A 23755-nucleotide genomic window follows, 5' to 3' on the forward strand; every position below is an offset into this window, starting at 1 on the left:
TGAGATGCACAAAGGCACCTTATCCAAAGCAACGCACTCATATCTATCGCGAGGCTGAAAAAATACAAGAAACGAGGAGGCTTGCACATAAGCGACGCGTCAACGTCATAGATAAAAAGTGATATTTTTTTATTTATCAGGGTAGAGGATCACACAGTTGCCACCAGCATAGTGAGCAACTCTTCTGTATCCTGCAAAAAGCGTTTGTCTGGCAAAAGTTGATCAATTATACCCAGACGCATCGCCTCCTGCACAGTGAAGCTCTCAGCGCTTTCTACAAAGCGATCAATCTCCGCTTTTTTCGGCAACGCAGACAATGTACGTAACACAGAGTGATGGAACAGACGCTCCGAAGAGGAGGGAAATTGGAACGTGGTATCATCGCGAGCAAAAATCATCTGACACAGCACAGCCACCTCGCAACCGACTCCACGCGTAGCCCCTTTGACAACTGCGACACTCGGAATATTCAGAGCATGTGCCTCCGCCATCGCTTCTTCTACTTGAGAGGCAATATGTACAAGCGCCTCGCGCCGTGCAGCGGTAGCATCCAAAGGATCAATCCCGGCACAAAAGGCCTCTTCACCCATACCAGTCAACACAATCAGGCGGGGAGGCTTTTTAATAGCTTTTAACAGAGCGGCTAAAAGTTGCTCAAGCATAGCAACAGTCAACAAATTTTGAGGAGGTCGGTCAAAGATGAGCCAGAGTATATCGTTGCGCTGACGGATATGGAGATCCGACATGGGGTGTTATATCCTTCGTGTAAACTGCTAGCTCTTCCGCGTAGCTAGCAGAGAGATAGACAATTAGTATAGGTAAAGCTTCGTTCCATCCAAAAAATCTCAGACAGCTCCTAGCTCATTCTCTACTAAGTATATCCTTATCATAGAAGAAATTCAAGCACATATCGACTCAGGCGATGTCATTTAATGTCGAGCGAAGCGAAGACACCGTAGCGTCGGACGCTTGCGTACGATGTCCCACTCGACGTACGATTAGGAGCCCCAGCGTGGTGAGCTGAGAGCTAGCTGTCTCATACGAGCTACTGGAACATAGTACGCAAGCGTCCGACGCTACGACATCGGAGAGGTTATCCCAGAATGATAGCGACATAATTCTGAGTCTCTAGAGGCATATAAGATAACCAGGCGGCACCAGCCGCAGCAACAGCCGCATTGACAGTACCAGGGCCTGCATTATACGCTCCCAGCGCCTTCGCATAATCTCCACCGTACTGAGCAGACAAATTTGCCATCAACCGAGCAGCACCGTACAATGCCGCCTGCGGATCATAAGGATCAACACCCTCGGCCGCCGCAGTCGAAGGCTCAAATTGCGCTATACCAACTGCGCCACTGGGAGAGACAGCATATGGATTGAATCCGCTTTCCTGATTGATCTGACGTACAAACAGTGTCGGGCTGATACCATACTGAGTGGCGGCCGCTTCCGCTATAGCCACGTACTGGCTCTGTGGCAAAATAGTCGTCGTAGTGGTAGCAGGAGCAGCGTTCTGTACCGTTGCTGGCTGTGGTGCGGGTGTTGGAGCAGCCTTGACAACCTGCCCAGCAATGATAGTCCAATTCAGTTGCTGAGTTTGTACCCATTTGATGGCTCCATCAAAAACCGGCATACCACTTTGCCCACTACCCAGGGGGGTCAGCGAAAACATAGTGAACATCAGGACACAGAATGTAGCAAGCGCAACCAACATATGGCGTGTATGCAGATGAATGCCAGCTTTTTCTTCAGGCAGAGTGAGTGCTTGTGTATTCCGCTGGCGTTTGCGATCGCCAGGAATCACAATAGGCTGTCGCATTCCCACAGCCGGAGAGCGCATCGTCGAGTGCAAGGCCAGCACTAATGATTGGGCCGGCTGCCCATTCTGGATTACAACAGGATGATAGCTACTATCCGTCTGTCTTATCTGTACAGCGCGTGTAGGCTCCGTTGATGGAAATACTGGAAGCGGGTTGATCTGTGCGGCCCGAACAGAATTGGTTTCTTTTGTGGAAGGTACCAGAGCAATCTCCAGCATACCATCCTCTGAAAAGTCAGCATCATCGTCATCCTCTAACCGCAAAGAGTGAAATCGTTGCATTAACCCTACCTCATCATAACAAAGCTATTTTACACTGTGGTTTTTTATTACTAAACTGAAGTTTAGCGAAGTTTGGGGAGTGCCGTCAATGCATTAAGCTCAATGTAGGTCAAAAGTCATAGAAGATCATATATGAAATCTTAACCAAAAACATAAAAATAGGGCTAGAAGGATTTAACCTTCTAGCCCTTCATCGCGGTGAGCTGTGGACATTTATCTTCAGGAAGAGGCGCATGCCTCAGGCATGGCGCGCAACATAACTTAATTCTGGTACCCGCTCAACCAACACTTCCTTAGCAGCCCGTGTTTTCTTTCGCTCCGGTTGCCTCCATAAATGTGCCGGTAGATATGGGCGCATCGCGTACAAAGCATTGATAAAGACCTGCTGCTGCTCATGAATCACCCCATCAGAGCCCAAAGCCCACCATTCACTGGGAGTAAAATAGGCCGAGACCTCGGCTTCTGAGCCACTATGTCCATACCACTGAATCAAATGTAAATTATCGGACTGCGTAAGCCAGATAGCCAGATCAATCAACTCTTTGTTCCCTGTCATTTGGGCAAAGCTATACACATCACCCATCAATTGCAGGAGGTTTTTTTGAGCAGCGTTCCCCAGGAAGAAATTCATATCTCCGCTACCGGCCCACGTGGTTGGAAATACCGGGAGTGGAAGATGATACGTCTGTGCTTTATGCCGCTCAATCAATTGGCTCGCGGTATAAGTATTCACGCCACGTAGCTTCAATTCATCCGGCAACGCACGCAAGAAATCAAAAATGCCACTATCCTGACGATGATGTTCTCCAAACGTCTCAAAATCCCAGCCAAGCAGGAGCATATCGCCTCGCGCATGCGCAATCCAATCGGCATAGGTATGGGCATATAGAGGATAACCATTCCAGCTGTGATCCGAGAAACGATAGCCGACGTCATCGCTCAACTCAAAATGGCGTGTCAGCAGGTAAGGGGATATTGAGGAACTGCCAGCTTTGCGGGCGGAGCGTGGCAGATTTTTTCTGCCTGGTGGCAGAGCATAAGGATATTCAACTCCATACTGATAGAGGTATGTGCTTTCACGCCATTGCATGACTGCGGGCCGGCCATCCATCAAAACGCCCTGGAAGCCAGCTTGATCCAAAGCATCATACAGTAAGGAAGACATACACATCTCAGTGGTATCCGTTACCACCGGACGCTTGCCAAAGATAGTTTCCAATTCCAGTGCCATCTGCTGCATCTTAGAGATAAAAGTCGGGAGATCAAGCATAAAAAGAAAGCTATGATAAGGCTCAACCCCTATTAACTCAACATTTTCGTGCGCGACCAACTCGCGGAACAGATCGAGCAACGTTTCATCCCAGACGGCCGCTTGCTGGACAAATGATAGTGAGAAACCAATTGACAATTTCATCCCTTTGCGTACCAGGTCAAGAAACATGCGTGCAGCGGGATAATAACTATAACGCGCCACTTTCCGAAAATAGTGCTCATTCATACGTTCATCAAACAAGCAATGTACAATCTCTTCGGGCGTCGCTCCATGCGGGATCGGTTGTGCAGGGAGTTTTAAGCGCCGAGGTTGATGAACCACCGTGTAGATCGCCAGGTCCGCAACCATACTCGTCATCCTCTCATCCAATTGGCATACAGATCATTGTCGACACCTTACGCATCCCTGCAACTCAGGATCTTTCCCCGCAATTGATAAACAGCAACTTATGCACAGGTGGCTCCCCAGCGCTTACTCAGAGGAGAGGAACCACCAACACCTTCTTTGCCTCGCCACGTGACATCCGACCAGACCAGTAAGATAGCGCACAAAACATCTATTTTTTGCTGGGAAATGTCAGGCAATGTCTTTCTACAACAGACAATATACGCTACTTTTTATTGGTCGCCCTGGCCGTCACCACACTCTCCTCATGCGCAAGTTGTTCACGCACAGGAGCATCCGCAATCACATCCATCATGCTGACAGTTGGCAACACAATATTCTGCTTACGAGCCAGAAACTCCAGTTTTCCCACCATATTTTCGATCACACGATCCCATAAGAATTGTCGAGCCGTATACTGACTTGCTTTACGCATCCGCTCCTGCTCTTCGGGATGACGCCGCAGATACAAGAGATAGCCAACAATCTCGTCTGGATCTTCCGTCTCAGTCACGATCGCATTTTCAAAAGAGATCGCATAATCTTCGCCAGTCGAACCAGTCACCGCAATACCTTGAGCGGCCATCACCTCGAGTGCCACCAGGCCAAAGGGTTCATGCCCACTGTTAGCCAGGGTAGCATCGGCCGCGGCATACGTCGTACGAACGAACTCCTCAGGCAAGAAGAAACGCAGATTATAAATATCGGCAGGTCCAGCCTTTTCAATGGCATCGAAACACTGCTCAAGATTGGGACGTTGCGCCACTACATCCTGAATATGGAGTCCTCGCTGATATGCATGCCCGAATACCTCGGCTCCATGAGGCTCGATACCTCCACGCACAAAGAGTGTGACCGGATAGCCCGCATCCTTCAAACGAGCAACCGCCTCCACAGCCATAATCCAGCGCTTATCGGGATCAAAACGCCCGATTTTAAAGAGGAAAATATGGTTCGGATCTCCACGCTGCACGATACTGCGTAAACGCGTTATCGCGGCTGGATCAACCGGGTCTAGATGTCGCGTGGGGATGCCATTCGGAATCACCAGGGGATTGACATTCAAGCTCCACATCTTATGCTTCATGTACTTGCTGACCGTGCATAGCGTGGTCACAAAGTTGAGACGCCCCCAATCGATACGATTTAAAGACATCAAGCTGTTTAAATTCCACAGCATCAACACTTTCTGGCGTACACCAAACCAGTTCAGCAAGTCAGAGGTACGGCACATCACTTCTGCCGTATGCCAATCCTCGCCCAGTATCACAACAGTCTTGCCCTCATCCACAGCAGTGTGCACAATTTCATTATAGATATGATAAGGGACACTCTCATTATAATCGTAGAGCTTGGGCTCCTCACCGTCATAGACACCGTTCGGATAATATTTACTCACCCACTGCGACCAGCGCTTGAGGATTAAACGCCCATCCACGCGATATTCTACGGCCGGTTTATACGGGTCTCCAATATAAATGAGATGTGTTGTATATCCTTGAGTTGCCAGCGCTTCGCTCAATTCAGAAACGCGTGTACCCAGGCCACCCGCAGTAGAGTAGACATCAGGCCCTTCAAAACAGAGCAGGACAAATAAGGTATTCTCCGGGGAGATTGCTCCGTCCAATTTTATCATCTCAGGTTGTCCTCGTTCTCTAGTTAATAGACTTAAGAAGGGAAGCATAGACACTCTTAAGGCTTCTAGTTGCAGTATAGCACCTTATCCATAACCTGTACTTTTCTACAAGATAGTATAACATAAGTGCTACGCATAAAACCTCAACCAATTTAATCTATGCACATAGAGAGTGCTCTACGTTCCTTCTGTTTATAACAAATATAGATGAAAAAGTGAAGAGCCAATCAGGGATACCTCAGTTGGCTGAAGCTCTTTTGACTGGCTCTTCATTGACAATAAATCTACATATGGCGATCAAGGCGTCGCCGTTGCACCAGGTAGCGGGATACCTATGGTTGGCGTCGGCGTCGGTCGCGGTGTCGGCGTCGGCTGTGGCGTTGCCGTCGCTGTCGGCTGTGGCGTCGGTGTCGCTGTCGGCTGTGGCGTTGGCGTCATTGTCGGCTGTGGCGTCGGATCGGTATACGTTGGAGTAGCCGCCGGAGTCGCAGATGAATTTGTCACGTACAAGGTGACGGTCTGGTTATCCGCCAGGGTTGCTCCAGCCTCCGGATCAGTACGCATGACCTTCGCATCGTCATCTGCTCCTGCTGCATCGCTCTGAGCAGAAATGACATAACTAACCCCTCGACCTCTGGCATCACCGGTCATACCGGTCGTAGCATCGGTATCTGGAACCACGAGATAATCGATCCCCAGGCCCTTCAACTCTTTCGCCGCATTCGCCAGCGATTGACCGACAAGATCGGTTGGCACTTTATGCGACTTGCCCATCTGCACATTAATTGTCGTGCCACTAGCCACAGTATCTCCCGCTTTAGGCGATTGTCCCGTCACAACACCAATTGTATTGTCGCCACTGGCAGCAATCTTAAGACCCTGGGCTTGCACTGCTTGCTGCGCTTTTTGATAGGTCATGTTGACAAGATTGGGTACGGATACTGTTTGAGCGGTCACTGTAGGGGTGGGATGTAGAGTCTTGGGTGCAAAGGATAGAAAGCCTAACTGGGTTGCCAGATAAATACTAAAAATGAGTAATAATACCGTTGCAAGTAAAATAAGCACGGTGACGATACCAGTTGTACGTGCACTTTTCTGTCCTTGAATACCACCAGCACCACTCAGAGCACCACGCTGGAAGGGACGTGTTTCTCCAGCATCCATATCACCCATGCTGCTATACGGCACCTGACGCTGATCCATAGCCGTGGTCGCACCCGCCGGATCGACCGAGAGTGGTAGATATGCTTGATCAGCATGAAATGCGGCCGCACCATTGTCAGGAGTGCTATTTGGTCCCGATCCACCAGACCCGATCTGATGGTTAGGAGAGGAGGTAAATGGTCCGGAGCGAACTCCGCCATTAGAGGGGAAACTCTGACCAGGCGCCGATACAGGCCCTGAGCCACCATTAGGGACGAAGTTTGTTGACTGTACCACAGTCTCGCTGTTTTCTTCCCCCAACAACTCAAGGGCACGCGCCAATGTACTTCCATCGCGGAAGCGCATTTCGGGGATTTTTTCCAGGCAGCGCAAAATAATTTCTTCCAGGGCTGGAGGAATATTAGGATTGAGCTGACTGGGTGGAACAGGAGCATCCTGGATGTGCTGCATGGCAACTGCAACTGGAGTATCTCCATCAAAAGGAGTACGTCCCGTTACCATTTCGTACATCACAATACCCAGCGCATAGACATCGGCAGCGGGACTGACAATCTCGCCTTGTGCCTGCTCTGGGGCATAATATTGAACGGTACCCAGTGTCATGCCTGTCGTCGTGAGACGTTCGTCATTGATGTCTTTGTAGACACTGGCGATACCGAAATCGGTTAATTTGATTGATCCATCACGACCAACCATAATATTCTGTGGCTTTACATCGCGATGCACAATACTGCGGCGATGAGCCGCCCCTAATCCCAGGGCGACATCATGGGCGATAATCACGGCCCGATCCATGGCCAGGACACCCCGCGAGCGCAAATAACGACGCAGATCCGTTCCTTCAACCAGCTCCATTACGATGAAATAGTTTCCATCGCTCTGGCCATAGTCATAAACCTGCACGATATTTGGGTGCTGCAATGCAGATGCAGCCTTTGCTTCTCGCTGAAAGCGCGTCACAAACTTTGGGTCGGTACTGTAGACTTCGCGCAACACCTTGATAGCCACAAACCGGTCCATGCGCATGTCACGTCCTCGGTAGATTGTGGCCATTCCGCCGCGCCCGATCGGGTCTTGTAATTGGTATCGCTCACCCAAAACTTCGATTTGCATAGCTCTCCGCACTGTTTGGGCGACTGTTTACAGTGCCCTTTCCTTGTCTGCTGGACAAGCATTGCTATCATACCTGCTAGCACCAGACATGATCAGTTCAATAGTCCTACTACAAATGCTCATTTAGAATTGATACTGTTACAGCATCAGATAACGTTTTCACTCTGTCTCACATTATGATGCAATGTGACTCGCCAGCTTTTGGATCTCGGACCATCTCCTTTGAATACAATGAGAGAGTCCTGAGCCATCATTGTAACTTATTCTACCTTAGAATGGAACACTCTACCGGAAAGTAGGAGTATTCAGCAAGAAGCTTGCTCTTTCTGCCCCTTTTCTCCTACCAGGACCGCACTACATGGGAGTTTCAGGCCGTCTGTTTTCAATTGAATGGTACCTTTTGAAGCAAGATCCTTTCATCTCCCCGCCGCTGCGTCACATGGAGCGCATCCATATGCTCCAGCAGAGGCAAAATGTACTTACGGGTTGTGCCCAGCACATCCCTGGCTTCCGCCACAGTGATATGCTCATGCTCTCGCATAAAGGCCACAAGCCTCTTCAGGGCATCGGTATAGGTTGCATGCAAGAACAAGACGCTATCTCCCAGCTTGACTAATTTTCCCTGCTCTATCAAAGCATTCACGACCTCAGAACTCGTCATAGCTTCAGCCTCTCCGCGCATGGGAGGCGTGTATGGACTACTACGATAGAGATCTAAGAGATAGGTAATCTGATGTTGTTGCTCGGCTGTAAAATGCGGCCGAAATCCTGGAAGCCGAATCAGCCCGCCAGTTCGTGCCGACACTGGTCCATCCCCCTGCTCCGTAGCCGTCTCCACCATCTCCACAGACCTACTTTCCTGCAATGCAGAAAAAACCTCGGTTGCCATTTTTGCGGAGAGATGCAAACGTGCCCGCCACTCCTCTTTGGAGAGCCCGCTCCGTAAAGGATACTGCCGGTGGTAGTCTTCAACCAAGCGCAGAGCCTCAGCGGTCAGGATCTCCCAGACGCTTTGAGCAAACCAATAGGGACCTATCCTATATACTCTTCCCTCTGATAACAACGACTCTAGTGTGTGTTGCGTCACATCATAAGCCAGATTAGACTGCATTCGCACGTCATCAAGGGTATAACCGATCAAGCCCTGAAGCGCATTTGAGGCTATACGCGCTCGATCACGACGATCGAGAGCAGCCAGCACCAATTCATCCGGCGTCCCATGTTCCAGACGCTCCAACGTCTCCAACACGACCATTTGACGACGTCGATGATAGCGCGGATTAACATCGATGACTTCACCACCCCCAATAGTTGTACTTGGAGATGGTATCCGCACAATAAAACGATCGCGACGTGCAACGACTGCCGCACGGCTCAAACGAAGTTGCACCCATGCGCTTTGTCCTGGCAATAACTCATCAGTATCAAGCAGACGCACACGAGCAGATATTTCCTGAGCATCTACATACAGATCCACCGACGTGTTATGTAACAATGGACGTGGCGCATCTGGCAACAACTGCAAACGCGCATCAAAGAGCAAAGTTGGACGCAATTGTCCCGGTAACGTCACAACATCGCCACGAGCCAGATCAGACCGCGCTACGTTCGCCAGATTCAAAGCGACACGGCTACCCGGCTGTGTAAGATCAACCTGTTGTTTATGCGTTTGCAAACCACGAACGCGGGTTTTGAGTCCTTGCGGAAGAATTTCCACATCCTGCCCTACTTTTAACACGCCATCGAGTAAAGTACCAGTGACAATGGTACCAAATCCTGTCAGGGAAAAGACCCGATCAATGGGTAAACGCGGGCGGGCAATATTTTTACGTCCAGATGATGTTTGCAGCAGATCATCTAAAGCACGCAGGAGTTCGGGCAAACCTCGTCCCGTATACGCAGAGACAGGGATGATGGCAGAGCCGGCTAACGTGGTAGGCTTCAAATAGGCCGCGACCTCCTCGCACACCAGTTCTAGCCATTCATCATCGACCAGATCAGCCTTTGTCAGGACCACAATCCCTTGCGACACGTGCAATAGGTCGAGGATCGCGAGATGCTCACGCGTCTGCGGCATGATCCCCTCATCCGCAGCGATCACGAGTAGAGCCGCATCGATCCCTCCCACACCAGCCAGCATATTTTTGATAAAGCTCTCATGGCCTGGAACGTCAACAATGCTCACCTCACGTCCGCCTGGCAATTGTAACCACGCAAAACCAAGATCGATTGTCATTCCGCGTGCTTTTTCTTCGGCCAGACGATCAGGATCAATGCCAGTCAGCGCTTGTACTAATGTCGACTTGCCATGATCTACATGGCCTGCGGTTCCGATACAGCTCATAATTTCCTAACGATAACCTGTACGCAACTGATGGATTCATACTATCATCTTCAGTATACCTCAGGAATGCCGTCCTTGCTATTGGGAAAAGCTGTTTCTCTGTGCATCGACATGTTTCCTACAAGGCGGTATAATAACAGCACAAAAGGACGACACCAGCAGGCAGAGACAGATTATTTCCAAGATGGATAGTGATAAATGAACGAAAAAATCCAGTCAGTGCTAAACTCATTACCGCATAAGCCCGGCATTTATCTGATGAAAGATGCTGAAGGAACCATTATTTACGTAGGCAAGGCCATCTCCCTCTACCAACGTGTACGTTCCTACTTCCAGGAATCGACCGATCATAGTCCTAAGAATCGCAGTATGGTCAGCAAGATTGATGATATTGAGTTTCTGGTGGTCCAGAATGAGGTCGAGGCGCTCGTACTGGAGAGCAATTATATCAAGCAGAACCGTCCCAAGTACAACGTGTTGCTGCGGGATGACAAAAGCTATCCTTACATCAAAGTGGCAGTGACAGAGGACTTTCCGCGTGTCTACCGTGTCCGTAGCTTCCATCATGACGGAAACCGCTATTTTGGCCCATACACGAACTCGGGCGCGGTCGACGCGACACTGGACCTGCTCAATAAACTCTTTTCATTTCGCACCTGCCGCTACGATGCGAGCGCCTGGGCTCCTCCAGAGGGCAAGGAGACGCCTCCAGGATGGAAACAAAAGCTGTTAAGCCGGCCCTGCACTCAATATTACATTCATCGTTGTACCGCTCCCTGCGTTGCCTACACCACGCGAGAAGAGTACAACGCGATTATCAATCAGGTGATCCTGTTCCTGGAAGGCAAACACGATGAGGTGCTAAAAAGCTTGCATATCCAGATGGATCAAGCCGCCGAAAATTTGCGCTTCGAAGAGGCGGCACGCTTACGTGACCGTATCCAGGCGGTTGAGCGTATCCTGGAGAAGCAGCGCGTCATCAACACGGAAGAGCAAGATGATCAGGATGTGATCGCTCTGGCGAGCGGCGATGATGAGACATGCGCTCAGGTATTCTTCTTCCGCGCTGGTAAGTTGGTCGGACGCGAATACTTTATACTCCAGGGCACACGTGATAGTAGTCCGGGTGAGATCATGGCTTCATTCTTACCACAGTTCTACGAAACATCTCCTCATGTGCCCCCGGAGATCATCGTCGAGGCTGAACCCGATGACTGTTCGATCGTCCAAAACTGGCTCAGAGAGAAGCGTAAACTATCTGTGGAGCGCGGTAGTTCTGCCACTGTGAACATCACTGCACCCAAGCGCGGAGACAAGGTACGCCTGATCCAGATGGTCAAACAAAATGCGCAGCAAGTCCTGGAGCAACAGCGTATCAAGTGGCTAACGGACACGCAAAAAACGCAATTAGCCTTGCACGAGTTACAAGATGCTCTCAATCTAGCCACACCGCCGCAACGGATCGAGTGTTACGATATTTCAAACACGCAGGGCACCAATTCGGTGGGAGCCATGATTGTGTTTGAAGCAGGTCGACCCAAAAATAGCGAATATCGCCGCTTCAAGATCAAGCAGGTTGAAGGTCCAAACGACTACGCCAGCCATCAGGAAGTACTACGTCGACGCTTTCGCAGAGCGGTCGCCAACAACGTCTCGCCCCTGTCCAGCGCTCCGGACGAAGATATCAGTGCCCCGATCGGTGAGACAATCAATGAAGTCATTCAGGATGGTGAACCAGAAAGCGAGGAGAAAGAGCTCCAGCACGACTGGGCTATGCCTGATCTCATCATCATCGATGGCGGGAAAGGACAGCTCAACGCAGCCATGCAGGTTATGCAGGAGTTGCAACTCGAGATTCCTACGATTGGTGTCGCCAAAGAAGAAGGCTCCCACACCAAACTCACGACGGCCGAAGAAATCTATATCCCGGGAGCCAGCACACCAATTATCCTGCCACGTGCATCACAAGGACTCTATCTACTGCAACGTATCCGCGACGAGGCGCATCGCTTCAGCATCAGCTATCACCGCAAGCTACGTTCTAATCGCACCTTTAAATCCGTCCTTGACGAGATACCCGGCATAGGTCCCAAGCGCAAACAGATCCTCCTAAAGCACTTTGGCTCGGTACGGGCCATCAGCAACGCCAGCCTTGACGATCTTGCTGCCTTAGAAGGCATGACACATGATTCAGCCAGTAAAGTCAAAGAATATATAGGGCGTCTGGAATAAACGCCCCTCTACGTGCTGTTTCTACTAGTAGAAGGACGCAGGGAACCGTCTTTTAGAGAGTGCTAGCACTCTCTAAAGTTGATTGACAACCTGTTTAATTCACGGTACTATTAGGAGAGGACAGTTGCTGAAGGGTTGCCTTATCTGTATAATGTCCCCAATTTTTCATAAATATACATATTGGACAGCTGATGCCAACAGTACATTTTTCGCTTGAAAGTGCACTGCTCATGACATGGGTTGTCTACGATGCATTTTCAACACAATCTATTACGAGGTGATTGGTATATGCCAACGTACGAGTATCTTTGTCAAACATGCAGCCACCGCTTCGAGACGTGGCAGAAAATGGTCGATGAGCCTTTAACTGTCTGCCCTGAATGTGGCAATCATATTCGCCGCGTCCTCTATCCAGCAGGCGTAGTTTTTAAGGGTTCAGGGTTCTATAAAACAGATTATAGCAATAGCAAGACGCTTCCAACGACCAATGGAGAGACGGCTAAAGCCGAAAGTTCCTCCAGCGAGAGCAAAGCGGCCAGCACCGATAAAGCGACAACAAGCGAAACTGCTACGACTACTCCAGCGAGCACAAAAGCGAGCACATCACCATCTTCGCCCGCATCTTCTCCAGGCAAATAAGTGCAAAACGTGCCAACAGCAAGAGTAAAGACACTTTTTATGGATGGCGTCATCGTGAAGTCATCCATAAAACGGAGCATTTCTGGTCACAAAAAAGCTTCTCATCATCTCCATTCCTTGCCACAGACGACATTTGTGCGAAGATAACGAACCATTCTACAAAAACGATGGCACATACGCATTATCTATGCCAAAAGTCATAGTGAATCCACCCAATACTCCTATCTAATAATCACTCTCCTCCATCTGCACGTCCTACGAGTGTATACTGGTATTACACAATCCCTATCAAGGGCTATAAGTATGCCAGTTGCAAGGAGACAGCGATCATGCAGCTTCAAGGCGAGAAAACGCAGGAACAGATTATAGAGGAACTTCAGCAGCAGGTAGATAATTTAACGGCCCAGAACCATCTCTTGCAGGATCAATTGATACAAAAAGAACAGTCAACAGCGATGATTGCTCATGATCTCCGAGGTCCCCTGGCGCCAATTATCAATTATGCGCAGTTGATCTCGCGCTATACACGGCTACCCAAAGATGAAACCAAAGCGACAGCGCTCCTACTCACGAAAAAGCAAGCGGCGATCCAACGTAACACCAGTATCATTGTCAGCCAGGCTCAACGTTTGAGCCGCCTGGTCGAAGATCTACTCGATTCTGCACAGCTAGCTTCTGGCAAATTCAGTATCATTCGAGAAAATTGCGACATTGTCCGTCTGGTCAAAGATATGGTGATACAGTTACGTCCCGTGGCCCCCTATCATAAACTGGTAGCTTCAGTGCCTCGGCAGGCGATTGTAGGACAATGGGATGGTGGTCGCTTACAGCAGGCACTGGGAAACTTACTTGATAACGCTATCAAGTACTCAGACGAAAATACAACGATTACGGTGAGTGTAGTCAAGGTAAAAGACAGCGTACGCGTGAGCGTCCACAACGAAGGTGCCAGTATTCCACCAGCCGAAGTGAGTCAGCTCTTTCATCCTTACGCACGCTTATCGGGAGCCAGCTCACGTCATGGTTCGGGATTAGGCTTATTTATTACCAAATCCATCATCGAAGCGCATCAAGGAAATTTGCAACTCGAGCCACACACCGAAGGACTGCATGACAATGGGCAAGGAACAACTTTTAGCTTTGAACTCCCATTATCTGCATAACACAGGGCGACCACATATGTCACGCTCAAAGGGACGCGTGGCCGCCCGCACGTCTATACCTGAACCATCTGAAAATCCAGATCGCGCAGATCTTCCACTGAAGGCATAATCACATCAGCGCCACGTTGCCGATACAGCTCAACCTCCTGACCACGCACCACCATCGCCGAGAGGATCGTAATTTCATCGGCCGTCTTCGTGATTTTATAGCGACGTACCAGATCAAAATCGTCGGCCGTATCCCCGATATAAAGGCCACCGCGCGCACCCACCTGAGCGATTGCATAACGTAGTGCCTGCGGATCAGGCTTCGCATACAGATCGGCCGGCACCACAATATCCCACCAACGCCCAGAACCATAAGCCTCCATACGCTCAATTGCGCTATCGACCTCGGGTCCGATGCGTCCAGTGATCATGCCAAAATGAACAATACCTGCCCGGCGAAGATTCTCAAAAAAATCTGGAGTATAAAGCATCCTCTCGTTATGGACATAGCCTTCGGCATCCAGAAAATAGCGTGGCTCGCGTCCAAAACGCTTACGCAGCTCTGCCACCCCCCAATAGCTTTCATTGAAAATATCCACCACCGTCTCAAAGTCTGTCAAGGCACTGGCAGGGAGAACCGACTCGGCCCAGATACGTCCGCCGCGCCCCTGCAATGCAGCCTCATGCGCGAGTGTGGCCCATTCCAGCGTACTACGTGCGGCGAGTGGCGTACCATACCATTCACGCACCCGAGCCAGAGTCAAAGCAGCCAGCAGATAACACATGTCCCAATCACCATTAAAGCCACCAGCTCGTTTGAAAGCGGCAATATCCTCCAGAGTTACCAGTGCCTGATCCTTATCCAGACCATGCAGCGTACGCACAATGTACTCAATTGTAGCGATCGTTGCAGAGCGAAACGAGGAGATAGTTTCGATCAAGACACCATCCACATCAAAAAAGATGGTATCAAAAGGATGAGGCAATAAGAGGTCCGATCGTTTCCAAATTCCCGGTGTGCTCATAGTAGAAAAAATCCCTTTCCCTTGGATCATGTGTGATGAAACCTAGCGCACGCGACTTAAAAAGTTACGCGTACGTTCATTCTGACTACTTTCAAAAATCTGCTCAGGTGGTCCCTGCTCCACAATCTGAGACTTATCCATAAAAACGAGATGATCTGCCACTTCACGTGCAAAGCCCATCTCGTGAGTCACCACCACCATCGTCATCCCCTCTTCGGCCAATTCGCGCATCACCTTCAGCACCTCCCCGACCAGCTCGGGATCAAGGGCCGAAGTCGCCTCATCGAACAGCATCAACTTCGGATTCATCGCCAACGAGCGAGCAATCGCCACGCGTTGCTGCTGACCTCCCGAGAGTCGATGAGGATACGCATCGGCTTTTTCGGCCAGACCAACTTTAGCCAGCAGCATCCTGCCGCGTTCTATCACTTGCTCACGCGGCTCGTGCAAGACATGGATAGGGGCTTCAATCACGTTTTGCAGAGCGGTCATATGCGCAAAAAGATTAAAGCGTTGAAAGACAAATCCAACCTGCGAGCGCATACGAGCAATGTTCTTCTCATTATCCTCGACGAGAACCCCTTTATGCTCACGAAATCCAACTAACTGGCCATCAATATAGATACGTCCACCATCAATCTTTTCGAGCAGATTGATACAGCGTAGCAGGGTCGTCTTGCCGGAACCACTTGGACCAATAATCACCACCGCCTGACCACGATCGACAGTAAAATCGACGCCATCCAGCACGACATTCGAGCCAAAGCGTTTCACGAGTTTCTCGATACGGACCATCGGCTGCTCCTGATCCGATGGAAGAGGATCACGTGTTGTATCCAGACTCATTATGCACCTCTCCTCAGCATTATCTAGCTAACCCAATCCCAGTCAGGCGTTGCGCAAGCCCCGGCTGCTTTGGGATATTCACAGCAACATTTAAGCGCTCAGGATCAAAGCGCCGTTCAATCCAGCGTTGTATAAACTCCCAGATCGTCGACAGCAAGAGATAATACACCGTCGCCACAATTAAGAGCTCAAAGGTGATAAATAGTTGTGAACCATAAACCTCAGCAGTAAATGTCAGTTCACCCAGGCCCACGACAGAAGCAATTGAAGTAGACTTCAACATATTATTAAATTCGTTGCCCAGTGGTGGAATGATTACCCGTATCGCTTGCGGAATGATAATCCGACGCATGGCTAAACCATAACGCATGCCAAGTGCTTTGGCGGCCTCCATTTGTCCGGTATCAACAGAACTCAGAGCGGCGCGGATAATTTCAGACATATAGGCACCTTCGTTTAACGAGAAGGCAATCAAGACGCAGGCCCAGGCTGGCAGTAATGGATGCGGCATGATCTTTGGCAAACCAGAGTAGAGCAGTAATACCTGGACAAGCAAAGGACTCCCACGAAAGAACCAGATATACACACCGGCTATCCATTTAAAGAGGAAAAATCTAGATATACGCATCAAAGCCAGTAGTAATCCCAGGATGACACCAATAGCTTGCGCGACCACTGAAATCCATAGCGTGATCCACGCAGCCTGCAAGAAATATAAATTGGGGTCTTGAAAAAGATAATACCAGACTTGCTCCCAACGGAACATAGTGAACCTCCTCAAATATGATAGACACGTATTGCCCTTGCATGCTCGTTAGCAAGGGCAATACGCAATCCATCTTAGCGCTGATTTGTGCTACAACGATATCTGTATCTCAGACATCTTAATTGAGACAATGTCACGCCAATTCAGATTAAGAAATTTTTTCTTGATCTGAGAAGCTCCATGTTTGAAAGAGTTTGTCATATGTGCCATCAGTTTTCACTGCCTGAAATGCTTTCTGCATGGCAGTCAGCATTGATGTATCACCTTTACGTATAGTGATGCCATAAGGCGCAGCATTGACAACAGAACCACCGATCTCAAACTGTCCTGGATTAATCTTGTTGTAGTAATCAGTGACCGGAGAGTCCTGATAGGTAGCATCAACTCGACCATTCGACAGCAATTGTACCACATCAGTTTGTGCCTGAAGGATTGTCTGGTTGATACCAGGCTTGCCCGCCGCTTTACAGGCTTTGCTGCCTGCATCAAGATCGTCCTTCTCCACGGTTCCAACCTGGACACCAACGTTGATACCACACAGATCGCTGACCTGAGTTAGTTTTTTAGGATTGCCTTTCGCTACCAGCAGCGATTCGCCTGCGTTGAAATAGGGCACAAAATCAAAAGTTTTCTTACGGGCATCATTAATCGTTATCGCTGAAATGACCACATCGAAGCGTTTGTTAGTCAGGTCATCAAAAATGGTATCGAAACTGGTCTTCTGGATCTGGACCTTTAAGCCCATATGCGCACCTATCGCTCTGATCAGATCCATATCAAAACCAATATACGTATTAGTTTTCGTATCAACAAATTCCATCGGCGTATATGTCGTATCGCTACCAACAACGAGTGTGCCCGCAGTTAAAAGATCGGTAGGAGCAGTGACGTTGGCCACAACGGTCGCTGTACTCGCACCAGTGCTTCCCGAACCGGTTGCATTACCACATGCAGACAGGATCAGGGAGAAAATAGCAGCAATCAGCAGAGCCGCAAAGGATAAGCGCCTGGTCTGCTTCGGAAGAGAAAAAGAGGATAACATCAAATGGGAACCTCCGTGCGTTACTTTACATGTTTGCATCAAAACGATGTGATCAGAACAGCATCTACAATTACACCTGAGCTACTCGTAGCAACATTGCGGCTGGAGGGAAAGAAAGACCACACTTTCGTTAAGCGAGAAACCTGGTAATTGAAAAAACATCTGCCTTACGTAATTTACGTCTGCTTTTTCTAACAATCTCACCATAATCCATAAGAGATCAATTTTCTTGCTCCTGCTACCTCTGGCCTCCTTCTTTATAATAATTACCTGGAAAAAGTTACTTGAGTCAATGAGTCACCTCAATTTCAGGCCATGGATGATGCTCATCTATCGTATGTATGGTGCTCCATCCTTCATGTGGAGCGTCCTGGAGCGCACGCTGAAACAGATCAAGATGATATGTAATCACATCTTTCCCGACAATACGTCCGCGCGTTTGATGCTGATCGTAGCGTAAACAGGTTTCCAGCGACATATCAAAGAGCATCAGACAGGTACAGTAATGATGCTTGAGTGCCAGATCAAGCAATTTCTGACGCGCCTCCGCATGCAATGCAGTACTATCAGCTATCGTCAGGCGCCCCTGAAGCATGCGTTTATGGATGATGTAATGGAAAAGATCAAAGGTATCTTTATTCACCTGCTGGTTCGTCTCGTCGTCACAAATGAGGGCGCGACAATGATCGGATGAAACGATAGATGTCTCTCGATATCCTCGTTGCTGATGGTGAGCAATAAAATTTCTGGCAAAGGTGCTTTTTCCGGCACCTGCTGGACCACACAACACGATCAAAGTTCGTTCAGGTAAGCCAACCTGCTGCCCCTCATATGAAGACGTAATTTCCATCTGAGACCTACTCCTTTGTTTGAGCTCTTATTCCCTCTGAGCCTCCCCGTGACATCATAAAGATATCAAGCACAGTCTACCATTTCCGGATGAGCTATATATCACCAATCTATGCTATCAATGTAGCTCTATCCCAGTATCTATCATACAATCGGATAGCTGCCCACAATGCCTATGATCACTTGATTTTAAGCGCCTGATTTTCATACGTCGTAACGTACGGCTTACAGCATAAATCACAAAGGTTGATCAGCATCTTGTCTGAATAAACGCTGTTTCACGTGAAACATCAGGCATCTTACAAGGAGTCGCAAGGAGTCGTAACGCACCTGTTTCTCATGCGCAGAACAAGTGAAACCGCTTCAATACTGTAGACATCTGAGTACATAAATTGATATACTACCGGGTGTGTAACACGTGGAGAATTATGTTTCCCCTTGCATAAAATTGCGCGACTATGTACACGTTAAAGCAGCAGGTATACAATGCTCATAAAAGATCGCCAGTTACACCATGTACAATTCATGGAATACCATCAGGTCAAGGTATTCTATTCGTCATAAACCCTTACTGAGGAGGATGCTGTGTCTGTTGATACGACTCTAACAGGAACCGAAATCCGTACGCGCTTCCTGGATTTTTATGCCAGTAAAGGTCACGTGAAGGTGCCCAGTTCATCGCTCGTGCCCCATAATGATCCGACCGTTTTGCTGACCACAGCTGGGATGCAACAGATGATCCCATACTTTCTGGGACGAGAGACTCCTCCTGCGGTACGCATGACCTCTTCGCAAAAATGTTTTCGTACCACTGATATCGACAAAGTCGGCAATCAGCGTACCCTGACGTTCTTTGAGATGCTGGGCAATTTTTCGGTCGGGGACTACTTTAAACGTGAGGCGATTACCTTTGCCTGGGAGTTTCTGACACAGGTGGTCAATCTGCCTGCCGATCGACTTCATCCGACGGTACATCCCGAAGACGACGAGGCCCCCAAACTCTGGCAAGAGATCGCTGGTTATGCCGATGAGGCGATTGTACGCCTGGATGAAAACTGGTGGGGACCTCCAGGAGCCTCTGGCCCATGTGGCCCAGACTCTGAGGTCTATTACGATCGCGGCATCGAGTACGGATGCGGATTGGCCGATTGCCAACCCGGTTGTGACTGCGAACGCTTCCTTGAGATCTGGAATCTCGTTTTTATGCAATTCTATCAGGATCTCGATGGCACACGTACTCCACTCCCCAAGCGCAATATCGATACCGGCATGGGACTGGAACGTCTGACCATGGTGATCCAGGGGAAAGAGTCCGTCTTCGAGACCGATCTGTTACGCACAATCATTGATCGCTTCGCGGATATCACGCAGACGCCGTATGGTCAGGATGACAAAAAGGATACCTCACTGCGCGTGATCGCCGATCATGGACGCTCACTGGTCTTCCTGGCTGCTGACGGCGTTCTGCCCAGCAACGAGGGCCGTGGCTATATCTTCCGACGCATCCTGCGCCGTGCCGTACGTCATGGCAAGCTTCTCGGCCTGGATAAACCTTTCCTGGCAGAGGCCGCCAACACGGTGATCGACATCATGGGCGCTTACTACACCGAGTTGCATACACAACGCGAGCGGATTATTGAGATCCTGAGCCTGGAAGAGGCAAAATTCAGCCAGACCCTAAATACAGGTTTGAGTCTGTTGAATGAGTTACTGGCCAGTTTAAAGCAGCGTGAGCAGACAGTGATCCCTGGCGAGGATGTCTTCCGCCTGTACGATACGCATGGTTTCCCCGTCGAGCTCACTCAGGAAATCGCTAGCGAACAGGGACTGAGCATCGACGTCTCTGGCTTTGAGCAATCTATGCAACAGCAGCAGGAGCGCAGTCGCGCCGGTGCCAGCAGTGCTTTTGCTCAGGTGCAGGATGATCGCGCCCTGACAGAAATCTTGAAGCGCGACGGTACAACGCAGTTCATCGGCTATGATGGCCTGGTAGGAAGCAGCAAAGTGCGTGCCCTCGTCGTCAACGGTGAAGAGGTTGAAAGTATCAGCGCACCACAACAGGCGCTCGTAATCCTGGATAAGACACCCTTCTACGCCGAGAGCGGCGGCCAGATTGGCGACCATGGCGATCTGACTGGTTCGATGGGCAATTTCCAGGTGCAGGACACACGTCGTCCGCTGAAGGGCCTGATCGTCCACTACGGACAACTCACAGAGGGTCATCTCCGCGTCGGAGATACCGTTCAAGCCGATGTGATCGAACAACGGAGAGCGGATACGATGCGCAACCATAGCGCCACCCACCTGCTGCATAAAGCCCTGCGCGACTTGCTAGGACCTCAGGTCCAACAGCGCGGCTCGCTGGTCGAGCCAGAGCGTCTACGCTTTGACTTTACCAGCCCACGAGCTTTGACTGGCTCAGATCTGGAGCATATCGATGCTCAGATCAATCAATGGATTCGTGCTGATTATCCTGTTCATACCAATATCATGCCGATCCAGGACGCGATGCAGACAGGTGCAATGGCTCTGTTCGGTGAAAAATACGATGATGTTGTACGCGTCGTTTCGATGGGAAAAAGTATTGAGCTGTGTGGAGGAACCCACTGCGCGACTACTGGTCAGATTGGAACATATGTTACAATTCAAGAGACAAGTGTTGCTGCGGGTATCCGTCGAATTGAAGCTCTGACTGGACGAGCGGCCGAGACGTATCTACGCCATCGCCGCCAGACGGTTGATCGCTTGGCCACGACACTCCAGGTTCAGACAGAACAGGTTGAGTCGCGTGTCGAGCAACTCCTTCAGGAACTGAGCGCGGCTCGACGACAGATTACCCAGTATCAGCGCAATGAGGCTCAGGCTCAGGCTCAGAACCTATCACAGCATGTTCAGGAAATTGCAGGCGTGCCGCTGGTGGCAGCGACGATCAAGGTTCCAGATGCCAAACTTTTACGCGATATGGGTGAACAGATCAGTACACATTTGAAACAGCCAGGAGTTGTAGTCCTGGCAAGCGACCTGGGAGAGCGCATTGCCATCCAGGTCACTATCGATCCGGCCTTAACCAAACGCGGATTACATGCCGGCAAACTTGCCGGAATCATTGGAGAGCGTTTAGGAGGCAAAGGCGGCGGCCGTCCGGACTCGGCGCAGGGCGGTGGTAAGGACAAAACGGCTATTAATCCGGCTCTGGATCTTGCAAAAGCCTTCGTTCGTGATAATCTCAAGTAAGCTTGCTGTCACAAGAGAGGTAATACGTTCTTACCTCTCATCTCGTTATAGACACAACAGGCTTTTTGTTTCAACGCAGAAACGTTTCTATTCTTATCTACTACAAGGACTTTGTGCGCCATCAACCTGCCAGACGTTGAGTTTTCTACTCACCTATTTGCTAAGCATTGATGATGCGTTGGATAGATACACTCACAGAAAAAGCCTGTTTGATGACAAACTGATTTTGCTAATAAAGCAATTTTTGTGCTATAAAGTATCATGTGCAGTTGATGGCTCGATACACGAGGAAGCTGTTCAAGCAGAGCTGGCAGCGAGTGGAGCACTAATTTTGGGATGGATACATGAAAAATCTCTTGCAAAGTCTGCTTGATCGTTTCAAAGGATCAAGGACAGATGCCATCTATGAACAGGATGACTATGACTATGATGGCGAATATGAAGGGGAAGAAGATCCGGGAGAGCCAGGTAGCCAGCGCCAGCTTTTCACCGCACTCGATATCGGAACCGCTTTTGCGAAAGCGATGATCGTGGAGGTGCGCGGTGATCATGCTGAGGTTTTGGGTGTCGGACGGCATCCACAGAGCTATGCACATATGTCTGATGGCATCGTCACCGATATTCCCGGAGTGATTGCCAATTGTAATGAGGCCTTACTGAAGGCTGAACAGGCGGCTGGAGGCGTTATCGCCCCATCGGCCGTCATTGGTATTGCTGGTGAGTTGGTCAAGGGCAGCTCGACCACGGTCAGTAAACAGCGCGGACAACCAACCAAGCAGATTACGGCCGAAGAACTCGAGTCGTTGATCACGGCTGCGCAGGAACGTCTCCTCAAAAATGCCAAAGAGCGGATTGCAGCGGAGACAGGATACGGGAATATCGATGTCCGCCTGACAAACGCGGCCGTCATCTCTGTACGTATCGATGGGCAGCTGGTCACCAATCCGATTGGTTTTCGGGGCCGTCATTTCGCCCTGACACTATTCAGTGCCTTCGCGCCACTCACACAATTAGGAGCTATCGAGACCGTGGCACAGGGACTCGACCTGACATTGGTCACGATTGTGGCTGAACCATATGCGCTGGCTCGTTGTTTAAGTAGTAATGCCAGTGCCGATAGTGGAGCGATCTTTATTGATGTTGGTGGCGGCACAACCGATATTGCTCTGGTACGCCAGGGAGGCATCGAAGAGACGCGTGTCTTCGCTTTAGGGGGACGCGCTTTTACGCGCCGTATCGCCACAAGTAAGGGTATTCCTATTAAAGAAGCAGAACGGCTGAAAATCAGTTATAGTAATGGTGATCTCAATGGTGCCGGTCACGATGAGATTCAAAACATCCTGGCACCGGAATGTCAGACCTGGATGGATAGCGTAGAGTTGCTCATCGAAGAGTTGTCGAAAGGTGAACTTCTTCCGCCCGCCATCTATATCGTTGGCGGTGGATCGGCTCTGATTGATCTCCATCAACACCTGGAGTCGTTTCCCTGGACGGAGCGCTTACCTTTCTCGCGCCAACCAATCATCCGTGCGGTCCAGCCGGAGATGGTCGGCAGCATTCTTGATACTGAGGGCATGCTGGTGAATGGACAGGATATTACGCCGATGGCCCTCGCCTATCAGGCAGTTGAATTAAATAATGATAACAATGTCTTAGAGAGAGCACTTGATCGCGTCATCAATGCCATGCATATCTGATGCTTTCCTCTGCTGTATGTCAAAAGAGCTATCTAAACGCTTCTTTTATGTATCTATCGTAAGCATATTATAAAAGTCTGACGAAAAGGGTATATACGTTTGTCTGCACATATGTGAAGAATCCAGAGTATATACAGACGTATATACATCAAATCTCATTTAAATCGGCGTTAACTCAGGTAACAGGCCATAATCACGCGCAACTGCCTGTCGAGTCAAACGTCCCAACGCATGATGCCATAGGGGGTGACAGGGC

At 49.6% G+C, this 23755-nt stretch carries 16 protein-coding genes; 5 read left to right on the top strand and 11 right to left on the bottom strand.

Features of this window, described 5'->3' with window-relative positions:
- Nucleotides 1-149 precede the first annotated feature (149 nt).
- From AC27N8_RS20255 to selB, 6 genes are all read right to left on the bottom strand, one after another.
- Nucleotides 150-746 carry an enoyl-CoA hydratase/isomerase family protein gene (locus AC27N8_RS20255; protein WP_487069215.1) on the bottom strand — a complete coding sequence of 199 codons (597 nt, stop codon included), beginning with the start codon at nt 744-746 and terminating at the stop codon, nt 150-152.
- Between the two features lie 347 nt (nt 747-1093).
- Nucleotides 1094-2104: a lytic transglycosylase domain-containing protein gene (locus AC27N8_RS20260; RefSeq protein ID WP_487069216.1), complete on the bottom strand. Its 1011-nt coding sequence runs from the start codon at nt 2102-2104 to the stop codon at nt 1094-1096.
- Nucleotides 2105-2342: 238 nt separating this feature from the next.
- A complete protein-coding gene (locus tag AC27N8_RS20265; RefSeq protein ID WP_487069217.1) occupies nt 2343-3725 on the bottom strand; it encodes a glycoside hydrolase family 57 protein in 1383 nt (460 codons plus the stop codon).
- A 262-nt stretch (nt 3726-3987) separates the two neighbouring features.
- On the bottom strand, nt 3988-5397 hold the full coding sequence (locus AC27N8_RS20270) for a glycosyltransferase family 4 protein (protein WP_487069218.1): 1410 nt from the start codon (nt 5395-5397) through the stop codon (nt 3988-3990).
- A 297-nt stretch (nt 5398-5694) separates the two neighbouring features.
- Nucleotides 5695-7674, bottom strand: coding sequence for a protein kinase domain-containing protein (locus tag AC27N8_RS20275; RefSeq protein ID WP_487069219.1), 1980 nt, complete (start codon nt 7672-7674; stop codon nt 5695-5697).
- Between the two features lie 382 nt (nt 7675-8056).
- Nucleotides 8057-10018 carry a selenocysteine-specific translation elongation factor gene (gene selB, locus AC27N8_RS20280; protein ID WP_487069220.1) on the bottom strand — a complete coding sequence of 654 codons (1962 nt, stop codon included), beginning with the start codon at nt 10016-10018 and terminating at the stop codon, nt 8057-8059.
- A 198-nt stretch (nt 10019-10216) separates the two neighbouring features.
- Between selB and uvrC the strand changes: the two genes are divergently transcribed.
- From uvrC to AC27N8_RS20295, 3 genes are all read left to right on the top strand, one after another.
- Nucleotides 10217-12250 (top strand): excinuclease ABC subunit UvrC, encoded by a 2034-nt coding sequence (gene uvrC, locus AC27N8_RS20285; RefSeq protein ID WP_487069221.1) that lies wholly within the window; start codon nt 10217-10219, stop codon nt 12248-12250.
- 288 nt (nt 12251-12538) lie between these two features.
- Entirely contained in the window at nt 12539-12889 is a 351-nt protein-coding gene (locus tag AC27N8_RS20290) for an FmdB family zinc ribbon protein (RefSeq protein ID WP_487069222.1), read from the top strand.
- A 329-nt stretch (nt 12890-13218) separates the two neighbouring features.
- Nucleotides 13219-14052 carry a sensor histidine kinase gene (locus AC27N8_RS20295; protein ID WP_487069223.1) on the top strand — a complete coding sequence of 278 codons (834 nt, stop codon included), beginning with the start codon at nt 13219-13221 and terminating at the stop codon, nt 14050-14052.
- A gap of 53 nt (nt 14053-14105) precedes the next feature.
- Here AC27N8_RS20295 and AC27N8_RS20300 read toward each other — a convergent pair whose 3' ends face one another.
- The 5 genes from AC27N8_RS20300 to AC27N8_RS20320 all read right to left on the bottom strand — a co-directional run bounded on the left by AC27N8_RS20300 (nt 14106) and on the right by AC27N8_RS20320 (nt 18569).
- A complete protein-coding gene (locus AC27N8_RS20300) occupies nt 14106-15065 on the bottom strand; it encodes an HAD family hydrolase (protein ID WP_487069224.1) in 960 nt (319 codons plus the stop codon).
- 42 nt (nt 15066-15107) lie between these two features.
- On the bottom strand, nt 15108-15911 hold the full coding sequence (locus AC27N8_RS20305; protein WP_487069225.1) for an amino acid ABC transporter ATP-binding protein: 804 nt from the start codon (nt 15909-15911) through the stop codon (nt 15108-15110).
- A gap of 19 nt (nt 15912-15930) precedes the next feature.
- A complete protein-coding gene (locus tag AC27N8_RS20310) occupies nt 15931-16677 on the bottom strand; it encodes an amino acid ABC transporter permease (protein WP_487069226.1) in 747 nt (248 codons plus the stop codon).
- 148 nt (nt 16678-16825) lie between these two features.
- On the bottom strand, nt 16826-17719 hold the full coding sequence (locus tag AC27N8_RS20315; protein WP_487069227.1) for an ABC transporter substrate-binding protein: 894 nt from the start codon (nt 17717-17719) through the stop codon (nt 16826-16828).
- Between the two features lie 289 nt (nt 17720-18008).
- Nucleotides 18009-18569 carry an AAA family ATPase gene (locus AC27N8_RS20320; protein WP_487069228.1) on the bottom strand — a complete coding sequence of 187 codons (561 nt, stop codon included), beginning with the start codon at nt 18567-18569 and terminating at the stop codon, nt 18009-18011.
- A 584-nt stretch (nt 18570-19153) separates the two neighbouring features.
- On the opposite strand from AC27N8_RS20320, the gene alaS reads away from it, so the two are divergent.
- Together alaS and AC27N8_RS20330 are read left to right on the top strand one after the other, a co-directional pair.
- Complete coding sequence (gene alaS, locus AC27N8_RS20325; RefSeq protein WP_487069229.1) at nt 19154-21802, top strand: alanine--tRNA ligase; 2649 nt, start codon at nt 19154-19156, stop codon at nt 21800-21802.
- A gap of 344 nt (nt 21803-22146) precedes the next feature.
- Entirely contained in the window at nt 22147-23499 is a 1353-nt protein-coding gene (locus AC27N8_RS20330; RefSeq protein WP_487069230.1) for a cell division FtsA domain-containing protein, read from the top strand.
- Nucleotides 23500-23755: the final 256 nt, after the last annotated feature.

The organism is Dictyobacter sp. Z7_2 (assembly GCF_057551105.1).